19 protein-coding genes, 5 tRNA genes and 1 pseudogene are annotated in these 22,133 nt (G+C 42.6%); 7 read left to right on the top strand and 18 right to left on the bottom strand.

Annotated features, from left to right (window positions below):
* Positions 1–27 precede the first annotated feature (27 nt).
* On the bottom strand, positions 28–711 hold the full coding sequence (gene can / locus PPBDW_RS02450) for a carbonate dehydratase (protein WP_036793249.1): 684 nt from the start codon (positions 709–711) through the stop codon (positions 28–30).
* Between the two features lie 118 nt (positions 712–829).
* Between can and PPBDW_RS02455 the strand changes: the two genes are divergently transcribed.
* Together PPBDW_RS02455 and PPBDW_RS02460 are read left to right on the top strand one after the other, a co-directional pair.
* Complete coding sequence (locus tag PPBDW_RS02455; RefSeq protein WP_036793250.1) at positions 830–1,768, top strand: ABC transporter ATP-binding protein; 939 nt, start codon at positions 830–832, stop codon at positions 1,766–1,768.
* Complete coding sequence (locus tag PPBDW_RS02460) at positions 1,765–2,535, top strand: ABC transporter permease (RefSeq protein ID WP_036793251.1); 771 nt, start codon at positions 1,765–1,767, stop codon at positions 2,533–2,535. Before PPBDW_RS02455 ends, PPBDW_RS02460 begins: the two co-directional genes overlap by 4 nt.
* Positions 2,536–2,648: 113 nt before the next feature.
* Here the strand turns inward: PPBDW_RS02460 and panC are convergent, their stop codons facing one another.
* The 7 genes from panC to sfsA all read right to left on the bottom strand — a co-directional run bounded on the left by panC (position 2,649) and on the right by sfsA (position 8,840).
* Entirely contained in the window at positions 2,649–3,542 is an 894-nt protein-coding gene (gene panC, locus PPBDW_RS02465; protein WP_036793252.1) for a pantoate--beta-alanine ligase, read from the bottom strand.
* A 10-nt stretch (positions 3,543–3,552) separates the two neighbouring features.
* Positions 3,553–4,347, bottom strand: coding sequence for a 3-methyl-2-oxobutanoate hydroxymethyltransferase (gene panB, locus PPBDW_RS02470; RefSeq protein ID WP_036793253.1), 795 nt, complete (start codon positions 4,345–4,347; stop codon positions 3,553–3,555).
* Positions 4,348–4,371: 24 nt separating this feature from the next.
* Complete coding sequence (gene folK / locus PPBDW_RS02475; RefSeq protein ID WP_036793254.1) at positions 4,372–4,857, bottom strand: 2-amino-4-hydroxy-6-hydroxymethyldihydropteridine diphosphokinase; 486 nt, start codon at positions 4,855–4,857, stop codon at positions 4,372–4,374.
* Positions 4,854–6,287: a polynucleotide adenylyltransferase PcnB gene (gene pcnB / locus PPBDW_RS02480; RefSeq protein ID WP_080888872.1), complete on the bottom strand. Its 1,434-nt coding sequence runs from the start codon at positions 6,285–6,287 to the stop codon at positions 4,854–4,856. The genes folK and pcnB overlap by 4 nt, the downstream gene beginning before the upstream one ends.
* A gap of 54 nt (positions 6,288–6,341) precedes the next feature.
* Positions 6,342–7,226, bottom strand: a complete 885-nt coding sequence (gene gluQRS, locus PPBDW_RS02485) for a tRNA glutamyl-Q(34) synthetase GluQRS (RefSeq protein ID WP_036793255.1) — start codon at positions 7,224–7,226, stop codon at positions 6,342–6,344.
* Between the two features lie 321 nt (positions 7,227–7,547).
* Positions 7,548–7,997, bottom strand: coding sequence for an RNA polymerase-binding protein DksA (dksA, locus tag PPBDW_RS02490; protein WP_036793256.1), 450 nt, complete (start codon positions 7,995–7,997; stop codon positions 7,548–7,550).
* Positions 7,998–8,126: 129 nt separating this feature from the next.
* Complete coding sequence (sfsA, locus tag PPBDW_RS02495; RefSeq protein WP_036793257.1) at positions 8,127–8,840, bottom strand: DNA/RNA nuclease SfsA; 714 nt, start codon at positions 8,838–8,840, stop codon at positions 8,127–8,129.
* A 91-nt stretch (positions 8,841–8,931) separates the two neighbouring features.
* Between sfsA and hrpB the strand changes: the two genes are divergently transcribed.
* Both hrpB and mrcB read left to right on the top strand, forming a co-directional pair.
* Positions 8,932–11,424, top strand: a complete 2,493-nt coding sequence (hrpB, locus tag PPBDW_RS02500; protein ID WP_036793258.1) for an ATP-dependent helicase HrpB — start codon at positions 8,932–8,934, stop codon at positions 11,422–11,424.
* A gap of 129 nt (positions 11,425–11,553) precedes the next feature.
* Positions 11,554–13,980: a penicillin-binding protein 1B gene (mrcB, locus tag PPBDW_RS02505; protein WP_230850445.1), complete on the top strand. Its 2,427-nt coding sequence runs from the start codon at positions 11,554–11,556 to the stop codon at positions 13,978–13,980.
* Positions 13,981–14,219: 239 nt separating this feature from the next.
* On the opposite strand, the gene PPBDW_RS02510 is transcribed toward mrcB, so the two are convergent.
* From PPBDW_RS02510 to mutY, 8 genes are all read right to left on the bottom strand, one after another.
* Positions 14,220–14,295 (bottom strand) — tRNA-Thr (locus PPBDW_RS02510).
* Between the two features lie 46 nt (positions 14,296–14,341).
* Positions 14,342–14,417, bottom strand: a tRNA-Phe gene (locus PPBDW_RS02515).
* 394 nt (positions 14,418–14,811) lie between these two features.
* Positions 14,812–14,901, bottom strand: a tRNA-Ser gene (locus PPBDW_RS02520).
* 95 nt (positions 14,902–14,996) lie between these two features.
* Positions 14,997–15,072: transfer RNA gene (locus PPBDW_RS02525), tRNA-Asn, on the bottom strand.
* A 46-nt stretch (positions 15,073–15,118) separates the two neighbouring features.
* A tRNA-Phe gene (locus PPBDW_RS02530) sits at positions 15,119–15,194 on the bottom strand.
* A gap of 169 nt (positions 15,195–15,363) precedes the next feature.
* On the bottom strand, positions 15,364–15,636 hold the full coding sequence (locus PPBDW_RS02535; RefSeq protein WP_036793260.1) for an oxidative damage protection protein: 273 nt from the start codon (positions 15,634–15,636) through the stop codon (positions 15,364–15,366).
* 164 nt (positions 15,637–15,800) lie between these two features.
* The gene (locus PPBDW_RS02540; protein ID WP_036793261.1) at positions 15,801–16,562 is read right to left on the bottom strand and encodes a 5'-methylthioadenosine/adenosylhomocysteine nucleosidase; all 762 of its coding nucleotides are present in this window, start codon (positions 16,560–16,562) and stop codon (positions 15,801–15,803) included.
* Between the two features lie 119 nt (positions 16,563–16,681).
* Positions 16,682–17,734: an A/G-specific adenine glycosylase gene (mutY, locus tag PPBDW_RS02545; RefSeq protein ID WP_036793262.1), complete on the bottom strand. Its 1,053-nt coding sequence runs from the start codon at positions 17,732–17,734 to the stop codon at positions 16,682–16,684.
* A 251-nt stretch (positions 17,735–17,985) separates the two neighbouring features.
* Here mutY and trmB point away from each other — a divergent pair.
* From trmB to PPBDW_RS02560, 3 genes and pseudogenes are all read left to right on the top strand, one after another.
* Positions 17,986–18,724, top strand: a pseudogene (trmB, locus tag PPBDW_RS02550) (tRNA (guanosine(46)-N7)-methyltransferase TrmB).
* A gap of 104 nt (positions 18,725–18,828) precedes the next feature.
* Positions 18,829–19,749: a glutaminase B gene (gene glsB / locus PPBDW_RS02555; protein WP_036793264.1), complete on the top strand. Its 921-nt coding sequence runs from the start codon at positions 18,829–18,831 to the stop codon at positions 19,747–19,749.
* A 61-nt stretch (positions 19,750–19,810) separates the two neighbouring features.
* Positions 19,811–20,209, top strand: a complete 399-nt coding sequence (locus tag PPBDW_RS02560) for a YggN family protein (protein ID WP_052671733.1) — start codon at positions 19,811–19,813, stop codon at positions 20,207–20,209.
* Positions 20,210–20,322: 113 nt separating this feature from the next.
* On the opposite strand, the gene hemW is transcribed toward PPBDW_RS02560, so the two are convergent.
* Both hemW and PPBDW_RS02570 read right to left on the bottom strand, forming a co-directional pair.
* Positions 20,323–21,483, bottom strand: coding sequence for a radical SAM family heme chaperone HemW (hemW, locus tag PPBDW_RS02565; RefSeq protein ID WP_036793265.1), 1,161 nt, complete (start codon positions 21,481–21,483; stop codon positions 20,323–20,325).
* Positions 21,483–22,076: an XTP/dITP diphosphatase gene (locus PPBDW_RS02570; RefSeq protein WP_036793266.1), complete on the bottom strand. Its 594-nt coding sequence runs from the start codon at positions 22,074–22,076 to the stop codon at positions 21,483–21,485. Before PPBDW_RS02570 ends, hemW begins: the two co-directional genes overlap by 1 nt.
* Between the last annotated feature and the right edge of the window lie 57 nt (positions 22,077–22,133).

A 22,133-nucleotide genomic window follows, 5' to 3' on the forward strand; every position in this document is an offset into this window, starting at 1 on the left:
CCTTCACGGTCGCTTTTTTTATGGCTGCTATTTATGATTTTCTAGCTGCTTTAATTGTTCTTCAAGCGGGGGTAATAATGATGACATCGCAGCTTGATAAGCGACTTCAAGGCTTTCACGACTGGTAGCTGTTACGCCAAGGTCTTTTAGAATGCCATTGCTGGTACCATAAATCCAACCGTGAATTTTGACATCTTGGCCGCGTTCCCATGCTTGTTGCATGATAGTGGAATTGCCAAGATGATAAACTTGAGAGGCGACATTAATCTCACATAGTTTGTCATCCCATTTTTCACGTGGCAAGCTACCAAGATCTGAGCGATGTTTAAGATAAAGATCGCGAATGTGTAATAACCAGTTATTGATAAGCCCTAATGGTGGGTTTTCTATTGCCGCAGTTACACCACCACAGCCATAGTGTCCACAAATGATGACATGTTTAACCTTAAGGACATCAACCGCATATTGAACTACAGATAAGCAGTTTAAGTCGGTATGGATAACTTGGTTGGCCACATTACGGTGCACAAATAATTCACCAGAGGTTAAGCCTGTAAGGCGTTCTGCTGGTACGCGACTGTCGGAACAGCCTATCCAAAGGTATTGTGGATGTTGTGCTTCTGCGAGGTGAGAGAAAAATTCTGGATCTTCATCCTTAATGTTTTCTGACCACGAGAGGTTGTTTGCGAAGAGCTGCTTTATATCTGCCATGATAATGCCTTATATTAATATGTTCCTTACTATACACAAGCTACGCTGATAGCAAATCGGATTAGTTGTTAGCGTTTTGTCACTAGCCTATAAATATTTAACAGAAAGATTGCATATAATGAATGCTTTAGAAATAAAAAATGTAAGCAAAACTTACAAAGGCGGCGTCAAGGCGCTGAAAAATATGAGTCTAAATGTCGAGCAAGGGGATTTTTTTGCTTTGCTAGGGCCTAATGGTGCAGGTAAGTCGACCACCATTGGTATTATTAGCTCATTAGTAAATAAAACCTCGGGTGCGGTCAGTATTTTTGGTTATGACCTAGATACTCAAAAGGTGGATGCTAAAAACCAACTAGGTTTAGTACCACAAGAATTTAATTTTAATCCCTTTGAAACCGTTGAACAAATTGTTGTCAACCAAGCAGGATTTTATGGGGTTGAACGTTCACTGGCTAAACAACGAGCTCAAAAATATTTAACCCAATTGGATTTATGGGGCAAACGTCATGATCGTGCTCGTAATCTTTCAGGTGGTATGAAACGCCGATTAATGATCGCTCGAGCGTTAATGCATGAACCCAAATTATTGATTCTAGATGAGCCAACCGCTGGGGTTGATATTGAATTACGTCGTTCAATGTGGACTTTTTTACAACGTATTAATCGCGAAGGGGTAACGATTATCTTAACTACTCATTACCTTGAAGAAGCGGAAATGTTGTGTCGCAATATTGGTATCATTAATCATGGTGAGTTAGTTGAGCATACCTCAATGAAAGCGCTATTAAGCCAATTAGAATTAGAAACCTTTATTTTAGATATTGATGCTATAACAGCAACGCCGACTCTTGATGTTGGTTTATGTCGCTTAATTGATAGTACCACCCTGGAAGTTGATCTCAATAAGGGGGATGACTTAAACCGTGTCTTTAGCGCACTGACAGCACAAGGTGTCGTAGTACGCTCTATGCGAAATAAGAGTAATCGTTTAGAAGAGTTATTTGTGAACTTAGTTAATAAAGCCCAATCCGCTATTGCAGTAGGTGATAAACAATGAAAAAACAATATTGGATTGCATTCAAAAGTTTAATTACCAAAGAAATTCATCGGTTTACTCGAATTTGGGTGCAAACTCTAGTGCCGCCAGCCATTACCATGACGCTGTATTTTATTATTTTTGGTAACCTTATTGGTAAGCGTATTGGTGACATGGAAGGCTTTAGCTACATGGAATATATTGTGCCGGGATTAATCATGATGTCGGTGATCACTAACTCTTATTCGAATGTTGCTTCTTCATTTTTTAGTGCCAAATTTCAACATAATATCGAAGAATTATTAGTCGCTCCTGTACCTAATTATATTATTATTGCTGGTTATGTTGGCGGTGGTGTATTGCGAGGTTTAGGCGTAGGTTTGATTGTATCAGTGGTATCGTTGCTATTTGTATCACTCAATATCGCCCATTTAGGGATAATTATTGCAACTGTCGTTATGACCTCGATAGTGTTTTCTCTCGGCGGGCTGATTAACGCCATTTTTGCGCGCACTTTTGATGATATTAGTATTATTCCGACTTTTGTATTAACGCCGCTAACCTACCTCGGCGGGGTATTTTATTCAATTAATTTACTGCCAGAAGGGTGGCAAATCGTATCAAAGGTCAACCCGATTGTGTATATGGTTAACGCCTTCCGCTATGGCTTCTTAGGGGTGTCTGATGTTGGTATTGGGACTTCGTTTGCGGTATTAAGCTTGTTTGTTATCGCATTGTACGGTGTGGCTTACTATCTAATTTCACGTGGTATCGGTTTGCGTTCATAAGTGGTTAGTTACACCTTGAAGGTGGTTAAAACGCGTCGACTAAGAAAATAGAGCTAAAAAAATACCGCGCGTTAATGGCTAACGAGCGGTATTTTTTTAGCAATCAAAGCTGATTAATTTGCTTCTGCTACGTCTTCTTCTGGTGGCGTAACTGCGGCAAAATCGACTACTTGATTGTCAATTAAGCGCGCTTTACCCAATTGTGCAGACATTAAAATAACCGCTTGTTGGGTTGCGTCTGTGATAGGTAACAAGGTTACTGCATCACGAATAAAACTTTTATCTGGTTGTAAGCCTGCTGCACGTAATTGATCGTTAGCATCAACAATTAATTCGTCATAGTCAGTACGGCCACCACGCATTTGACTGCTGATCCAACGCATTGTACGCGCTAAAACAGGTGCACGTTGACGTTCATCTACCGTTAGGTTGCTGTTACGCGAACTCATGGCTAAGCCATCCATTTCACGTACTGTCGGTACGCCAACAATTTTAATATCCATACTTAAATCAATTACCATCTGGCGAATAAGTGCCAATTGTTGATAATCTTTTTCACCAAAACATGCCACATCTGGCTGAACGATATTAAACAGTTTATTAACGATAGTTGCTACGCCACGGAAATGACCTGGACGTAATTCGCCTTCTAAAATGGTTGATAATCCAGGAACATCGATGAAGGTTTGGTTATTAATACCGGCTGGATACATAACTTCTGGAGTTGGGGTAAAGACCACATCCACCATATTCTGTTGTTGTAATTTAGCTATATCTTGTTCAAGTGTACGGGGATAATTGGTTAAATCGTCAGTTTTTTCAAACTGCATCGGATTAACAAAAATACTCGCGACAACAACATCAGCATGCTTACGTGCTTTACGCATTAACGTAAGATGACCTTCATGTAAGTTACCCATGGTTGGAACAAAGGCAATACGACGGCCTGCGCGGCGCCACGTCGTAATCTGTTCTCTTAACTGGGCAATCTCGGCGAATGTTTGCATCTCTTATTCCTTATTCAAAGGTATGTTGAGACCCTGGAAATGCACCAGACTCAACATCTTCAATGTATTTAGTAACCGCAGCACGCATATCACCAGTTTCTGCAAGGAAGTTCTTAGAGAACCTCGGCATGTAGTTCGCAGAAATACCAAACATGTCGTGCATAACCAGTATTTGGCCATCAGTCGCATTACCCGCACCGATACCAATTACAGGCACATCCACCGCTTTGGTAATACGTTCAGCAAGACTTGCCGGAACACATTCCAATACGATGATTTGGGCACCAGCTTTTGCGAGAGTTATGGCATCTTTAACCATAGTCTCTGCTTGATCCAAATTGCGGCCTTGAACTTTATAGCCGCCAAAAATATTGACAGACTGAGGCGTTAAACCAAGGTGAGCACATACAGGAACTGCACGTTCTGTAAGGGTTGTAATTGTTTCAGCAACCCAAGCGCCACCTTCGATTTTTACCATGTTAGCCCCTGCGCGCATCAATTTAGCGGCATTATCACAAGCTTGTGCTGGGGTTGCGAAGGTCATGAATGGCATGTCAGCCATGAGCAGTGCGTTAGGGCTGCCTGCACGAACACTACGCGTATGGTAGGCGATATCATCAATGGTTACGGGTAAGGTATCGTTTCGGCCTTGGAGTACCATGCCTAATGAGTCGCCTACTAACATAACCGGCATATTCTGTTGCTCAAATAATTGGGCAAAACTAGCGTCATATGCTGTTACTGATGCAAATTTACGACCTTCTTGCTTCCATGTCAGTAGATCGTTGATAGTGATTTTTTTCATAGCTTCTTCCTCGCCCTGATGAATTTATGCTTGCCAAATAGCTAAGCCATTACGGTTAACCTGAGTCAATAACGTGCGTAAAGAAGTGTGATCAGGTAAAACTAAATCAGGGTTAATTTCGGCAAGTGGATACAGTACGAACTCCCGTACTTTCATTCCATAGTGTGGCACCGTAAGGCGCTCACATTGGTGTTGCAGATCACCATATAAAATAATATCGAGATCTAACGTCCTTGGACCCCAGCGTTCATCTTTGCGAACACGTCCTTGTTCAAGCTCAATCGCTTGAGTATGGTTGAGTAACTCAAGTGGAGCTAATGTGGTATCGATAGCGACAACCGCATTAATATAGTCAGGTTGGTTTTGTGGTCCCATCGGGGTACTGCTGTACAACGAGGATACGCTAACAACCTGACTTTGTGGTAAATTTTGTAGTGCTTCAATCGCAGCTTGAGCTTGGGCGACAGGATCGCCCAAGTTACTACCGATAGCAATATAAGTGCGAATCATGACTTAACTTGCGGTTTTTTACGGCGTTGTTGCTGTGGGCGACGACGACGAGGACGGCGAGTGCCACCATCATTAATGTGCGTTACCATCTGACCGCGTTGGTTATAATCGGCATCTTGGAATTCACTCCACCATTGGGCTAATTCTTTGATGTCGCTGCCTTCAAATAAACTGCGCATTTCTAAGAAATCATAAGCAGCTCTAAACTTAGGGTGCTCCATGGTCTTAAAGGCACGTTTGCCACTGCGACGACTAAAGCGTAACTGTTGCTGCCAGATATCACGTACAGTGGTGGTATGACGGCGAGGGATAGCAATCGAGCGCACTTGTTCATCAAGAATGTCATTACTTGCTACCATAAAGGCATCGTAGAATGATAAGCCGCTTGCAAAAGAAACTTCTTCGGCACGAATCATCATTGGATACCATAGCATTGCAGCATAAATGAAGGCTGGATTGACACGCTTATCTTCAGCAATACGCTTGTCAGTCGAGGCTAGAATATGCTCGATCATTTTTTCAGTTTTGCTGCTGTTATTCTCAGTAAAATGGTCAGACAAAATTGGGAATAACTGCTGGAATAGGTTGTATTCACGCAGCATTCGGTAGGTTTCTAAACCTTGGCCCGATTGTAATAACTTGAGGCTTTCTTCAAACAAACGTGCAGCTGGAATATCTTGCATCAGTGACGCTAATTCACGGATCGGTGCCGCAGTTACTGGTTCAATATCCATATCAAGCTTGACGGCAAAGCGTACTGCTCGCAGCATACGGACTGGATCTTCGCGGTAACGCGTTTCTGGATCACCCATTAGACGCACTACGCGATTATTAAGATCTTCAATGCCTTGTGCATAGTCAGTTACGGTGAAGTCTTTGACACTGTAGTACAACGCATTAATGGTAAAGTCACGACGTTGGGCATCTTCTTCGATGTTGCCGTAAACGTTATCACGTAGCAACATACCTTCTTCACTGCGAGATGATATTTGTGGCTTTTGCTTATTGTCTTTAGGCGCAACGACTTGTACTGGCGCGTCTGAATGATGGCCACGAAACGTAGCGACTTCAATAATGTCACGTCCAAAAAGAATGTGTGCTAGACGAAAGCGACGGCCGATTAAACGACAGTTACGAAACAGTTTTTTGATTTCTTCGGGGGTTGCATTGGTTGCAATATCGAAATCTTTTGGCTGTTTGTGGAGCAATAAATCGCGGACGCCGCCACCTACAAGGTAAGCGTCGTAACCGGCTTTGTTTAGACGATATAGTACTTTCAGCGCATTTTCGCTGATATCTTTTCGTGAAATGCCGTGCTCTGGGCGTTGGTAAACTTGCAAAGTTTGTTCCTCTGGAACGCGAGTACTACTGTCGCGATTCAATACTTTACGGCAAAAGCTGGCTACTCGATTAAAGATAATACACCCCATTTTGTGCACTTAGTTCAACAAACAGCCGTGTATAATATATCACGGCAGACTATTTTAGAATGCTAGTGTGATAGCAGTTGTCTTTGGTAGCTGCTTAAGCTGCCAATGAGTGATGCCCCACTGTAAAATTTGTTCTACGCTTTCTATGACAAGCTCTGTCGGTGGCGATAAACCTAAAAAGCGTAGCGCTGCCATTAATGCTGGCCGAGGATTGTGTTTATCAATCGCTGGAGCATGGTTTTGTTTCGACAATTTATTACCATTGTCAGTAATGGCGAGCGGTAAGTGTAAATAACTGACTTTAGGATGCCCGAGCTGATGATAAAGACCTATTTGGCGCCCAGTAGGCTCAATTAAATCTGCACCACGTACAACCTCGGTGATCCCTTGTTCGATATCATCTAGCACTACAGCAAGATTATAAGCAAATAAGCCATCGCGGCGACGAATGATAAAATCTTCACTCGCCAATGCTAATGGCAATTCGATACGACCATGTAATAGGTCATCGAAATGGGTTATTGGTGTGTCTACTTGTAATCGAACCGCACCATTGCTGTGCCGTTGATTGAGGGTACGACAGGTACCAGGGTAAAAGCCGCCCGCTTGTTTAATGTCTTTTCGACTGCACTGACAATAGTAGGCATTACCTTGTGCTAACCAAGCTTCAATTTGAGCGTGATAAGCGTCATGGCGTAAACTCTGATACATGATATTGCCATCCCACATAAAGCCAAAAGCTTCTAGTGTGCGCAGAATATCATCAGCGGCCCCTAGCATTTCGCGAGGTGGATCAAGATCTTCGATCCTAACTATCCATTTTCCTTGCTGAGATTTTGCTTGCAGGTAGCTACCGAGAGCAGCAATTAACGATCCGAAATGCAATGGCCCTGAGGGCGACGGTGCAAAACGACCGACATATTGATTCGTGTTAGTCATACATTAATGAACGGTTATAAAATCCAAGTTGATTATTATCTAACTTGGTACGGCAGCGTAAATGTCGCCCAGAGTCAGGGGTAAATATGACAAGATATATTCCCTCCAAACTGAATAAGGCTCTCAGTTTATGAGAGCACTATTCAGTTTGGTGCCTATTTATCTATAACGCAAAGTTATGACTAAACCGGCAGAGCTCGTGCGACATCGGTAAGTAAGTAACCATCAGGTTCGTTACTGTGTGTTATTTCGAGCGCTAGTGTAAACGAAAGAGGGAGCTTACGCTCCCTCTAAAATTAGCTTAACCTGATAAAGACGTAATTAGCCAGCCATTTGCTTTTCTTTGATCTCTGCAAGTGTTTTACAGTCGATGCAAAGATCTGCAGTTGGACGAGCTTCAAGACGACGAATACCAATCTCAACACCACAAGAATCGCAGAAGCCGAAATCATCTTCTTCGATACGCTTCAGTGTTTTGTCAATTTTCTTGATCAGTTTACGTTCGCGGTCACGATTACGAAGTTCAAGACTGAACTCTTCTTCTTGTGCGGCACGATCCACTGGATCGGGGAAGTTAGCGGCTTCATCTTGCATGTGGTTTACGGTGCGATCAACCTCAACGCGAAGTTGGTTACGCCATGCTGATAGAATTTTATGGAAATGCTCTAATTGAGCTTCACCCATGTATTCTTCGCCAGCTTTTTCCTGATAAGGTTCAACCCCAGCAATAGCCAGGATGCCTAGTGATTTTTTAACGTTGGTCTCTGGCATATAGCATCTCCTAATGTACCTAATAACCGTCACTGGTTAATTTTGGGCGGTATCTATACCAGAAAGGTTACCATGTGGCAATTACTGTATTACTTCAATTCTACGTCAATGTGAAGAAAACGGCATTTTTTATGTTGAGTGCTGAAATTGTATACAGTCTTTGAGTTTTATTTCATCAGCATTAATCGTGGCGCGATAGCAAATTATTTCAACCCCAGCGTTGACTGCTTGTTGTAATAATTGTGCGTATTCAGCATCGATATGCTGTGCCACATTAACCTTATTAATCCCAGTATGTAACACCGCAAAAAATAGCACAGCCCGTGATCCTTGTTGTGCCATTTGGGTTAGCTCACGCAGATGTTTTTGACCTCGAATGGTCACCGCATCTGGAAAGTAACCTTGACCATTATCTGCTAATAAGGTCACGCTTTTTACTTCAATATAGCAGCAGGGACGATTTTGTGATTCAAGTAATAGATCTATGCGGCTATTTTCAGTGCCGTATTTTACTTCTGTCCGTAAGCTATCGTAATTTTCGAGCTCAGGTATACGTTGCTGTTCAATCGCTTCTTTAACGAGATGGTTGGCTTGAATAGTGTTAACACAAATCCAGTCATTAGCGGCAGTGTGTGCAAGTTGCCAGCTATTGGGGTATTTACGTTTTTTATTATCCGAGGTTGAATACCATACTGTGGTTCCAGGTTCTGCGCAGCCAGTCATGGCACCAGTATTGGCACAATGAATGGTACGGACTTCACCATTACTGAGTTTGATATCAGCTAAGAAACGTTTGTAGCGTTTGAGCAAAATAGCCGCTTGAAGTGGTGGAGAAAATTTCATTTATGGCCTCGTGTGCAGATTATTATTTTTAGTTGTGACTAGGCTTTCGTTACAATGTGATTTCGTTTGATCATGACATAAGGTGACGCCATTGTCACAACTCCCTATTGACGAGGTTTTAGCGACCTTGTTTAGCGCCTTAACGCGCCATACCCAAGTGATTTTAAAAGCACCACCGGGAGCGGGTAAATCAACTCGGTTGCCATTAGCACTATTAGATCAAGCGCTCATACAAGGGCGGATTATCATGCTTGAGCCGCGACGATTAGCGGCAAGAAATATTGCTGGGTATCTCGCGCAGCAATTGGGGGAGCGTGTTGGTCAAACCATAGGTTTACGAGTTCGAGGCGAAACCAAAGTCAGTGCTCAAACGCGATTAGAGATTGTCACTGAAGGGGTGATGACTCGAATGTTGCAGCATGATCCTGAACTATCTGGAATCGGACTGATTATTTTTGATGAATTTCATGAGCGTAGTATTCACGCCGATACCGCGTTAGCGTTAGCGATTGAAGTCCAACAAGCCCTGCGTGATGATCTGCAATTGTTGGTTATGTCAGCCACACTTGATCACGCAACATTGGCACAATTGCTGCCACAGGCGGCTTATGTTGAATCTCAAGGTCGTTGTTTCCCTGTAGAGTATCGCTATCAGCATGTAAATGATCCTCGAGATGTGATTGAGCAAATGGCTGTAGCGATTAGCCAGTTGCTTAGCCAAGAATCAGGATCAGTGTTAGCATTTTTACCCGGGGTCGGTGAAATAAAACGTTTAGCACAAGCATTAGCGACTCGTTTAACAGCGGCTGATACCCATATCAAAATTTGTCCGTTATATGGTCAGTTACCGATTGAGCAACAACAGCAAGCGATTAATCCCGCACCAGTTGGACAGCGTAAAGTAGTATTAGCGACTAATATTGCTGAAACCAGTTTAACCATTGAGGGTATTCGATTGGTGGTTGATAGTGGCTTTGAACGAATCGCGCAGTGGGAGCCCAAAACAGGCATTAGCCGCTTACAGCAAGTTAGGATAGCCCAATCATCTGCCGAACAGCGAGCAGGGCGTGCAGGACGCTTAGAAGCGGGTATTTGTTTACGAATGTACAGTGAAGAATTACTACAGCGTCAACCAGCAACACCACAACCAGAAATACTACGTAGTGATTTAACCGCGTTGGCAATGGATTTAGTTCAATGGGGCTGTAATGATCCACAAGACTTACAGTGGTTAGATATACCGCCAGCGATTGCTTTACAGCAGTCGCGCCAATTATTGCGCCAATTAGGTGCGATTGATGAGCGTGGTCAACAAACCCAACGCGGCCAATTGATGCAAACTTTAGGTGCCGATCCTCGCCATGGCGCAATGTTAGCGTTTGCTAAACATGCTGTACAGCAGCAAACTGATACGACAATTTTAACCACAGCGGCGATGTTGGTGGCATTACTTGAAGACCCACCACGTGGTATCGATAACCCCGATTTGGCGTTTCAGTTACATTTACTGGAAACCAAAAAACTCGCTAAAAGCCATGCTTATATACAACGATCTCAACAACATCTTGCGACTTTAGGGACGGCTAAAAATAGTGAGTTAAAGGTTAATAATCAGTGGGCCGCGATAGTGTTAGCGGTAGGTTTTCCGGATCGAATCGCACAATCTCGCCCTGATGATGGTCGCTATCAGTTAGCTAATGGCCAAGGGGTAATGCTTGATAGCAGCCAAGGGTTAGCCAACCAACCATTATTAGTGGTGGCTGATGTGGTTAAAACCCGCCAAGGTGATAGTCGAATCTTTTCGGCAATCAGTGCTGATTTAAACGACTTACAACACGCATTGCCAGAATTATTTAATCAATGTGAGTGGCTTGACTGGGACGATAAAAAAGGCCGTTTAAGTGCCGAGCATCGTACCTATTGCGGCAAGTTAATTGTTGCACGTAGCCTCGCGGCAACGCCTGATACAGCATTAGCCAGTGAAGCATTGTTAAATGCGGTTAAGCGTAAAGGGCTGGCAGTGTTAAATTGGACTCCTGCCGCAACGATGTTACTTACTCGTGGTCGTTGTGGCTGCGAGTGGCTACCTGAAATCGATTTTCCGGCATTGGATGAGGCGAGCTTATTAGCTAATGCTGAACAGTGGTTATTGCCGTATCTCAGCGGTATAACCACTTTAAAAGGCCTCCAAAAAGTTAATTTAGTTGCAGTATTGGAAGCGTATCTAGGTTGGACTAAAAAACAACAGCTCGATCAATTATTGCCAACCCATTATCAGGTGCCGACAGGTTCTAAAATTAGTATTCGTTATCAAACTCAACAGCAGCCAGTATTAGCGGTAAAGTTACAAGAAATGTTTGGTGAGCCAACCACGCCAACTATCGCCAATGGCAAAGTAAAGTTAGTCTTAGAATTGTTATCTCCAGCCCAACGTCCGTTGCAGATCACTCAAGATTTAGCTGGATTTTGGCAAGGTTCATATAAAGATGTCCAAAAAGAGATGAAAGGTCGTTATCCCAAACATCCTTGGCCTGATGATCCAGCTAATCACCTTCCAACCCGCAAAATTAAAAAATACCTTTAGCAACGCTAAACAAGACAGATACCTGTATATATAATCAGTTATAGTTGTTAAGATTTTACTAATTTGAATTATAAAAGCAGAGCCAGATTATGGTCTCTGCTTAAATATAGGAATGACGGTAGTTGATGCATTATGAGTAAGTTGCCACAGCCCCCTAAACCACAGCAGAAGAAACCTGCCGCTGCACGCAAAAAGGCCGCTGTAAAACCAACTGCTAAAAAACAGCCTGCTAAAAAATCGGCGCCCAAAAAAGCCGCATCTAAAAAAAGTGCCACTAAAAAATCCGTTGGCTCTCATCCATGGCTACGCAAGCTTGGCGGTTTAGTATTTAAAATGACCTTAGTGGTAGTGGCTATTTTATTAATGATCGGTATTTATTTAGATACCGTGGTGCGTAATAAAATGGATGGCCCAATTTGGGATTTACCCTCTGTTGTGTATGGCCGAGTATTAACCTTACATCCAGGCCAAGCGATCGCTATCAGTGATGTGCGACGAGAGTTAGATGTACTGCAATATCATAAAGTACGGAGCCCACAACGGATGGGTGAGTACTCTGCCTCTTCAACTCGAATCGAGTTAATTCGACGCCCATTTAAATTTGTTGATGATCCGCAACCACAACGACATGTGATGCTGACTTTTGCCGGCACTCAATTAATCTCTATTGTTGATGTTACGACTAAACAACAATTAACAACCTTAAAAATTGAGCCGAAGTTACTTGGTATGTTGGGTCTTACGGGTAATGAGCAACGGATTTTCATGGCGCGAGATCAATTTCCTCCATTGTTGATTGACGCCTTGTTAACCACAGAAGATCGTGATTTTTATCAGCATGATGGTGTATCGCCGTTGGCAATTTTGCGAGCGATGGTAGTGAACCTTAAAGCGGGTCATACCGTACAAGGGGGCAGTACTTTGACTCAGCAATTGGCGAAAAATTTATTTTTAAGTCGTGAGCGTAGTTTGTGGCGAAAAGTACGTGAAGCATATATCGCGGTAATTATTGATCATCGTTACAGTAAAGACCGAGTGTTAGAAGCGTATTTAAATGAAATTTACCTTGGTCAAAATGGCGCTAAAGAAGTGCATGGTTTTCCATTGGCGGCGCGATTTTATTTTGGGCGTCCATTAGAGGAATTGCGCGTTGATCAACTGGCAATGTTAGTTGGAATGGTGAAGGGACCCTCGCAATTTAATCCGTGGCGTCATCCAGAACGAACCTTGAAACGTCGTGATCTCGTGTTGATGTTGTTGTTAAAAAATAACTACCTTACTGGAGCTGAATATGAACAAGCCGTTTCAGAACCATTAGGTATTCAAAAAACAGCTAAGATAGCCAGCCGTCAACCGGCTTACTTTCAACAGTTACAGCGTGAATTACAGCAAGACGTTGGTGATATTTACAAATCAGGCAAAGGGCTACGTATTTTCAGTACTCTTGATCCTGTTTCTCAACAAGCAGCTGAAAAAGCTATTGCAGCAATGGTGCCACGGTTAAATAAAAAGGCTGGCGTTAAAGTTGAAACCGCGATGGTAGTGGTTGATCGTCAATACGGTGCTGTACGCGCGCTGATTGGCGGTAGTCGTCCAGGTTATGCCGGTTTTAATCGCGCTCTGGATGCCAGTCGTCAAATTGGCTCGTTAGCTAAACCGGCAGTTTATTTAGCGGCGCTGAGTCAACCACAAAAATTTAGCTTAGCAACCACACTTAGCGATCAGGCGATTGTGTTAAAAGGTAGCAAAGGCACGTCGTGGCGGCCAAGAAACTATGATCGTAAGTTCCGCGGTCAGGTACCGTTATATTATGCATTAGCGCATTCGTTAAATGTACCAACAGTGAACTTAGGATTAAAGGTTGGACTGGGCACTGTGATTAATACGATGGCTAAGTTAGGGGTTAATCGTGATGAAGTGCCACGTTTACCATCGATATTATTAGGGGCATTTAGTTTATCACCGTTTGAAGTTGCACAAATGTTCCAGAGCATTACCAATAATGGCCGCAAAGCGCCGTTATATAGCCTTGATGCGGTGGTTGATAGTAAAGGGCGAGTGCTATACCAACATCAGTCTGACATCGAACAAGTTGTTCCAGAGCAAGCCGCTTGGTTAACAACTTATGATATGAAAAAAGTGGTTAGCCAAGGTACTGCGCGTTTTTTACAGAGTAAATTTAGCGCCGCTAAACTGGCAGGTAAAACTGGTACCACCGATAATAACCGTGATAGTTGGTTTGCAGGCGCTGATGGACGAGAAGTTGGTGTGGTTTGGGTTGGGCGTGATGATAACACTCCAGTGCGTTTAACTGGCTCTAGCGGCGCGCTACGGGTTTATGCTGATTACCTTGCTCGTCGTCAACCGTTACCGTTAAATATCGGCTGGCCGCCTTATATCACGACGGTTAAGTACCAACGGACAGCCAATGGTAGTTTACAGTTTGACTGTGATGGTAATGTTTCACTGCCAGCGTGGGATAACAATGGCGATTTAAAAGCGAAATGCCAGGATAGTCAGCCTGCAACGTGGATTAAACATATGTTTGCGGGTTAAAGAGTAGAAGCGAGTTTTCGAGGGGCGAGGAAGATCTGAAGCAAAAGATAGGCTAGAACAAGGACGAGGTTACGGGGAGTGAGGAAGAGCAGTTGTAAGTAATGAGATGACTGTTGACAACGTGTTGAGGGTGTTGAAAAATTTCGAACCCTCGAACCCTCGAACCCTCGAACCCTCGAACCCTCGAACCTTTTATTCAGACGAAAAAAAGCCTCATCAAAGATGAGGCTTTCAAAAGATGGTGCCGACTACCGGAGTCGAACTGGTGACCTACTGATTACAAGTCAGTTGCTCTACCTACTGAGCTAAGTCGGCACGCTAAATTCTTTTTAAATAATGAGATAACTCATTATCTTTAATATGGTGCCTCGAGGCGGAATCGAACCACCGACACGAGGATTTTCAATCCTCTGCTCTACCGACTGAGCTATCGAGGCAACGGAGCGCATTAAAAAGGTTTTTAGCCTTGTCGTCAATGGTTTTTTTTCAAATAGTTATCAAGATTATCTTTTTTGCACTGATTGCTGTTATTTTGCACTTAATTGTTGGTTTTTCCGGTATTTGTCCGTCACTACGAGAGGCGTTCATGATGAGGTGAAAGTTTTACGAAAATAATATTTGATAAAAATTAGTGGTGGTATACAAGTCTAATTTATCGTCATTCCCTACAGTGAATGCCCACGAGGGCGATAGGGAATCTACTATTCGCGTGTTGTAGATTGATTATTTTAGCTGATGTCTTTTAGGCTCAATAACGCTGTGAATAGATCACGGATAGCCCTCGTACCTCAGCTTCCGAGATGACGGATAATAGGCCGTGTTATTCTTATTTGGTTCCCTCTACTGGACTTGAACCAGTGACATACGGATTAGCTGTCCGCCAAGCTTCTCATAAAGTGTCGCCAACTGAACGAAGAGGGAATTATTGAGAGGGTATAAGAGCCTGATCAATGCAGTTTTGTTTTGCCAAAATCCAGACGTAAAAAAGCCCGCAATTGCTTGCGGGCTTTCTTATTTGGCTCCCTCTACTGGACTTGAACCAGTGACATACGGATTAACAGTCCGGCGTTCTACCAACTGAACTAAGAGGGAATAGATTTTATCGTTGCTTGGCACCACACTTCAGAAAGAGAAGAAATGGTGCCTCGAGGCGGAATCGAACCACCGACACGAGGATTTTCAATCCTCTGCTCTACCGACTGAGCTATCGAGGCAACGGGGCGCTATTAAAAGGGTTTTGAGCCTTTTCGTCAACCCTTTTTTTAATAAAAAATGATTATTATGTTCGAATGTTGGCTTTTTGTTCGTTATGGTGTGATTTTTTACTTTTTTTAATGTTTTCCGCCGTTTGAGTTACGGCGGAATATCTCTTTGATCTCAATATTATTTTGTTGGTGGTGTATAACCATCAATCACCACATCTTTACCTTCAAACAAAAAATTCACCATTTCAGTCTCAAGTAATTGGCGATGTTCTGGGTTCATCATATTAAGTTTTTTTTCATTAATCAGCATAGTTTGTTTTGCTTGCCACTGTGCCCATGCTTGCTTTGACACAGTATCAAAAATACGTTGACCAAGTTCGCCTGGGTATAATTGAAAATCTAGACCTTCAGCATCTTGCTGTAGACGGACACAAAAAACAGTACGGCTCATGGGATATTCCTTATGCATTGATTATTTAAGCTACGACAACAGTCGTCGTAACTTATAATTGCTGTATTTATAACAATAGTTATACCAGAGTAGGCAAGTAGCGGCTAGGGTCGAAAATGGAATAAAAACCGCGTAATCACTATGGATTACGCGCTAAAAAAGGATTAATGGGCGTTTAACATCGCTAAGGTGATAGCCACTGAATTATCTGCCGTTATTTGTTTTAATTTAGGGTAATCAAAATGTGCCGAGCCATCAGCTTTATCTGAAATAGTGCGAATTACAACAAATGGTTTATTAAACATAAAGGCGACTTGTGCGACTGCTGCTCCTTCCATTTCAATGGCCATCGCATTGAATTCATTATGAATAAAGTTCACTTTTTGTTTATTAGCAATAAATTGATCGCCGGTAGCAATAATACCTTTAAAAACTTTTTGTTGGCCAATCACTTGCTGTGCAGCTGTAAATGCTTGAGTTGTTAGTTCACTATTGGCATAAAAATAGCGGTCATCAAACCCGTCCATGTGACCAGGCTTTTGACCAAATACAGTTAAATCAACATCATGTTGAACCAAGGCGGTTGAGATCACGACATCTGTTGGTGACAGTTGAGGCGCAGCTGCCCCAGCAATGCCTGTAAAAATTAACTTATCAACCTTAAACTCACGAATTAGGGTTGTCGTGGTTACTGCGGCATTGACTTTACCGACTCCTGAACGGGTCACAATGACTGAATGTGAGCCAATATTACCTTGATAATAGCGATGTTGGCCGATGGTGATAGTTTGTTTATTTTTAATGTGTGGCAGTAAATTGGTGATTTCAGCATCCATTGCCCCAACGATAGCAATCGTTTGCGTGGCGGAGGCAAAAAAAGAGCAACTAGCTAGAACGGCAGCGAATAAATATGCGATTTTTTTCATAAGGTAAGTGAATAAATAAGAATATTAGAAGGCCGCGATAGTAACTAGTTACATTTTAAAATGACACTACAAATGGTGTATTGTGAGCATAAAAATGTAACTAGTGATAAACCTATTTATTATTGGGGGTATAGCAAACTCTCAAGGATCTTTTGCACAGGGGCTGCAAGGCCAATCTTGGCTGGATCATGCAGATCATACCATTGTCCTTGACGTTGATGGATAACATCAGGCATTTGGTTCAAGGTGAACAATATCGGTACGATATCAAGGTGGTAATGGCTAAATGTGTGCCGAAACGCGATCAATTGCTGTTGGTTGGTGATCATTGTTTGTGGCTGCCCCAGTTGCTGCAACAACAAATCTTCAAGATCATCAGTGTCATGTTGTGGAAAGCACCATAAGCCGCCCCAAATACCGCTTTGTGGTCGTTGTTCTAACCAGACTTTGTCGCCATAACGTAAAATGGCGAACCAAGTTTGTTTTTCTGGCATCACTTTTTTGGGTTTCTTACCTGGAAATTCTGTTTGGCGTTGTTGCGCTTTGGCAAGGCATTGAGCTTCAATTGGGCATAAATCGCATTTAGGTTTGCTACGAGTACAAATCATAGCGCCCATATCCATCATCGCTTGGTTATAACGTTCAACACCAAGTGCGGGAGTATTTGCAGTGGCGATTTCCCATAAGGCATTTTCAACCGGTTTTTTACCAGGCCAACCTTCAATTGCATAGCAGCGGGCAAGAGTACGTTTAACATTGCCATCTAAAATCGGGTGGTGTTGTTTTAATGATAGCGATAATACCGCGCCAGCAGTTGAACGTCCGATGCCTGGCAGTGCTTCTACTTCTTCAATCGTGGTAGGAAATTCACCATTATGTTGAGCTACAATTAATTGTGCAGCTTTGTGAAGGTTACGAGCGCGCGCGTAATAGCCTAACCCCGTCCATAAATGGAGTACTTCATCTTGTTCTGCGGCGGCAAGATCTGCCACCGTCGGGAAGCGAGTCATAAAGCGTTCAAAGTAAGGGATCACGGTGGCAACTTGGGTTTGTTGCAACATGATTTCTGATAACCATACTTTGTAAGGGGTCTTTTGGTGCTGCCATGGTAGGGTTTTACGGCCAAATTTATCATACCACGCTAAAATAGCGTCGGAAAAAGCTGTACTCACGGTGGGCTCACTTTACTCTATAGACATTAAAAAATGTCATGTTGCGCTTTATTATGGAATGAGCTTGCGGAAAGTTGGAGTCCGTGGGGACGATCCCTTATACTGCAAGCCATCGATGTAATGGCGTCTATAATGACGTTATTGACTATGATTGCATCATAAATTGGCTATTGTCACAATTGATAGACTTGAATTGAGTCTATAACTTTGGATAATGCCACTCCGTTTCTTTTTTTGTTTGGATAGTTAGCATGAGCGAAGTTTCAAAAAAGTCAGGTGACGTAACCCTGACTGAATTTACCGATGAAGGCAAAATGGTTCGTAAGATCCGCAGTTTTGTTCGTCGTGAAGGCCGTTTAACCAAAGGTCAAGAGCATGCGATCGAAAAGAACTGGCCAGCTATGGGTATTGATTTCGCCACTGAAATGCTGGACTGGACACAAGTCTTTAATCGTGAAGCGCCAGTTGTATTAGAAATTGGTTTTGGCATGGGTGCATCATTGGTTGAAATGGCACAAGCTGCGCCACAGAAAAACTATGTTGGTATTGAAGTACATACACCAGGTAGTTGGTCATTGTTTGATGGGCGCAGAAGCGGCTAATTTAACCAACCTTCGCGTAATGTGTCATGACGGTGTTGAAGTGTTTGAACACATGATCCCTGATGGCAGCCTTGATATGGTGCAATTGTTCTTCCCTGACCCATGGCATAAAGCGCGTCACCATAAGCGTCGTATTGTTCAACCAGAATTTGCTCAAATGCTACGTAAGAAACTTAAAATTGGTGGTATTTTCCATATGGCAACGGATTGGGAAAATTACGCAGAGCATATGGTAGAAGTGATGGATGCTGCGCCTGGTTATAAAAATACAGCAACTGATGGTGCTTACATTGCACGCCCAGAAGATCGTCCTTTAACTAAGTTTGAAGCACGTGGTCATCGCCTAGGTCATGGCGTATGGGATATGAAGTATATGCGTACTGAATAATTGCAGACATTGCTGTGACAATCGATTAGGGTGACAGCAGTTATTGCGTTATCTATTTAGAAAGCCAACTTTTGTTGGCTTTTTTGTTATTGGAGATGAAGTATATGAAGCCAACAGAAACCTTGCTCAATGGCATTTTAGATGAAGTTAGACCTTTGATTGGTCAAGGAAAAGTGGCTAATTATATTCCTGCTTTAGCTGAAGTGCCTGCCAGCAAATTAGGCATCGCTGTGTGTTATAACGATGGTGAAATCATTCAAGCTGGCGATAGCCAAGAAAGCTTTTCTATTCAATCGATCTCCAAAGTATTATCGCTAACTTTAGCAATGGCACTCTATGAGCCGGATGAATTATGGGCTCGAGTCGGTAAAGAGCCGTCTGGTCAGGCGTTTAATTCAATGATTCAGCTTGAATTAGAAAACGGTATTCCGCGTAATCCGTTTATTAACCCTGGCGCAATAGTTATTTCTGACATGCTTTATAGTCGGTTGTGTGCACCGCAATATCGAATGCTGGAATTAGTGCGTGAATTATCCTGTAACCCACAGATTGTATACGACAAAATTGTGGCTAACTCTGAAATGCAGCACAGTGATCGTAATGCCTCAATTGCCTATTTAATGCGTTCATTCGGCAATTTTAATAATGAAGTTATGCCGGTGCTTAATAACTACTTTAGCTACTGTGCCTTAAAGATGAGTTGTGTCGATCTTGCTCGGACATTTTCTTATTTAGCAAATAAAGGTCAGCCTTTAGGTGCAAAAACGCCAATTATTAGCCAAACTCAAAGTAAGCATATAAATGCATTGCTTGCGACATGTGGGCTATATGATGGCGCCGGGGAGTTCGCTTATCGCGTTGGTATGCCGGGGAAATCAGGAGTTGGTGGTGGCATTGTTGCGATTGTACCAGGAGAAATGACCATTGCTGTATGGTCACCAGAATTAGATCAATCGGGTAATTCTTTGGTAGGCACTGCGGCATTAGAAAAATTATCAGCTCGGATTGGACGGTCTATTTTTTAGTGGGTATCTGTTGAGGCAATATGTCGCTACCCACTATGGACAGGGAAGTGGGGTATTGTTGATGAAGATTAAACTTTATATAAAAAATGGGTGTGGATTATTAATCGGACTAAGTATCAGCTCAGCAGTTGCAGCGGTTGAGTGTCAGCCGTTATGGCATAACAACCTGAGTTTTACCGATGAAAAATTAATTTTAGAGCACGAAACGCAGACGTTTACGATTAAAGATAATGGTCAGCTTTATTTTGATATTCATAAAGTAAATTTGAATCCTGAGCAAAGCCACCTATTGGCGCAATATTATCAAATAATCGCTACTGATTTACCGTATGTATTATCTCATGGTCAGCGAATTGATACTCAGTTATGTGATTTTGCTGCGGTACGTATTGATCAAGAAAATCAAATTCGACAACATATTCCAGCATTGAAAAATTGGCATAGCGTTAGTTTAGAATAATGCTGCGATTTTTTGATGGAACATAATTTGATGGTAGACAGTAAAAAAGCGATTCACAGTGGTGAGATCGCTTTTTTTGAGGCTGGGTTTTGATAACCAATAATAGGGCTTAATTACTCATCATCTTCAACAAAAGCCGCCAATAAGTCATTTAAAAATAATTTTCCGTGTTCAGTGATCTGCCATTGATCGCCATTATCGAGTAAATAATTTTGCTCGATTGCCCAATCGATATTAGCTTCAATTGTCGATAGAGGTAGGCCTGTACGATCGATGAAGTCTTGTTTTGGACAGGCTTCTAATAATCGAAATCTATTCATGAAAAACTCAAACGGTCGTTCATTATCGGCAACAGCTATTTGCTGGCTTAAATAGGGTTTATCAGCTTGTAAATATCCACGCGGATGTTTCACTTTGACGGTGCGAATGATACGACCATCATCAAAGCTGATCTTGCCATGGGCACCACAGCCAATACCTAAGTAATCACCAAAACGCCAATAATTAAGATTATGTTGGCATTGCTTATCGGGTTTGCTGTAGCCAGATATTTCATATTGTTGATAACCAGCGGCGGTTAATAGTGCATGACCCTGCTCAAAAATATCCCATAAATCATCGTCATCAGGCAATGTTGGTGGTTTTGAGTAATAGAGAGTATTCGGTTCAATGGTCAGTTGATACCAAGATAAATGCGGGGGATCAAGTGCGATCGCTTGCTTGAGATCACTGATCGCATCAGCGATAGATTGATCGGGTAGTCCATGCATGAGATCAGTATTAAAACTGTTTAATCCGGCTGATTTAGCCAGTTCAATTGCTTTAATTGCTTCTTGGCTACCATGAATACGGCCTAAACGCTGTAATTTGTCATTTTGGAAACTTTGAATACCAATCGAAATTCGGTTGACACCTGCTTGGCGATAACCCTCAAAACGTCCTGCTTCAACAGTGCCAGGGTTAGCTTCCATAGTGATTTCAATATTGTCACTAAATGGAATGCGCGCTTCAATTGCCGTTAATAAGCGACCAATTTCAGAGGGTGAGATTAAACTTGGCGTACCACCACCAATAAAAATTGAATGCAGTGGTCGTTGACCGTTGATTAATTGGTATGCCATCAGATCTGTTTCTAGATCGTCAATTAATGCATCAATATAATCCAGTTCTGGCAATTCAGTTTTTAGCGCGTGCGAATTAAAGTCGCAATAGGGGCATTTTTGGACACACCAAGGAATGTGAACATATAAGCTGAGTGGTGGAGGAACAAGCATTAGTTAGCCTTTAGTGCACTGAAAAGTTGTTGGAGCGCTTTACCACGGTGTGACAGTTGCTTTTTGCGACTCGGATCTAACTGTGCTGAAGCACATTGATCTTCAGGTACCCAGAAAATTGGATCATAGCCAAAACCATTATCACCATGACGTTCAGTTAAAATGCTGCCTTCCCATGAACCATGACACACTAACGGTGTTGGATCATTTTCATGGCGCATCATCACTAATACACAATGGAAACGGGCGCTGCGTTGTGCTTCAGGAACGCCGTCCATTGCTGCTAATAGCTTATCAATATTTTCCGCATCAGTAGCACCTTCACCGGCAAATCGTGCCGAGTAGATACCAGGAGCACCGTTAAGGAAATCAACTTCAAGACCAGAATCATCAGCAATCGCAGCGCAGCCCGTTTCTTTAGCAGCATGACGCGCTTTGATGATTGCATTTTCAATGAAAGTGGTCCCCGTTTCTGCCACTTCTGAAACGTTAAAATCGCTTTGAGCGACGACATCAAACCCAAAGTCAGCAAGTAGGGAAGCCATTTCTTTTACTTTGCCTTGATTACCTGTAGCCAGTACCAGTTTGCTCATATTGAATGCCTTTTGAAAACGTTAATGCGTTAATGATCGCTATGATAGCCGTTGTGG

Source organism: Photobacterium kishitanii, from assembly GCF_000613045.3.
GTDB lineage: Bacteria > Pseudomonadota > Gammaproteobacteria > Enterobacterales > Vibrionaceae > Photobacterium > Photobacterium kishitanii.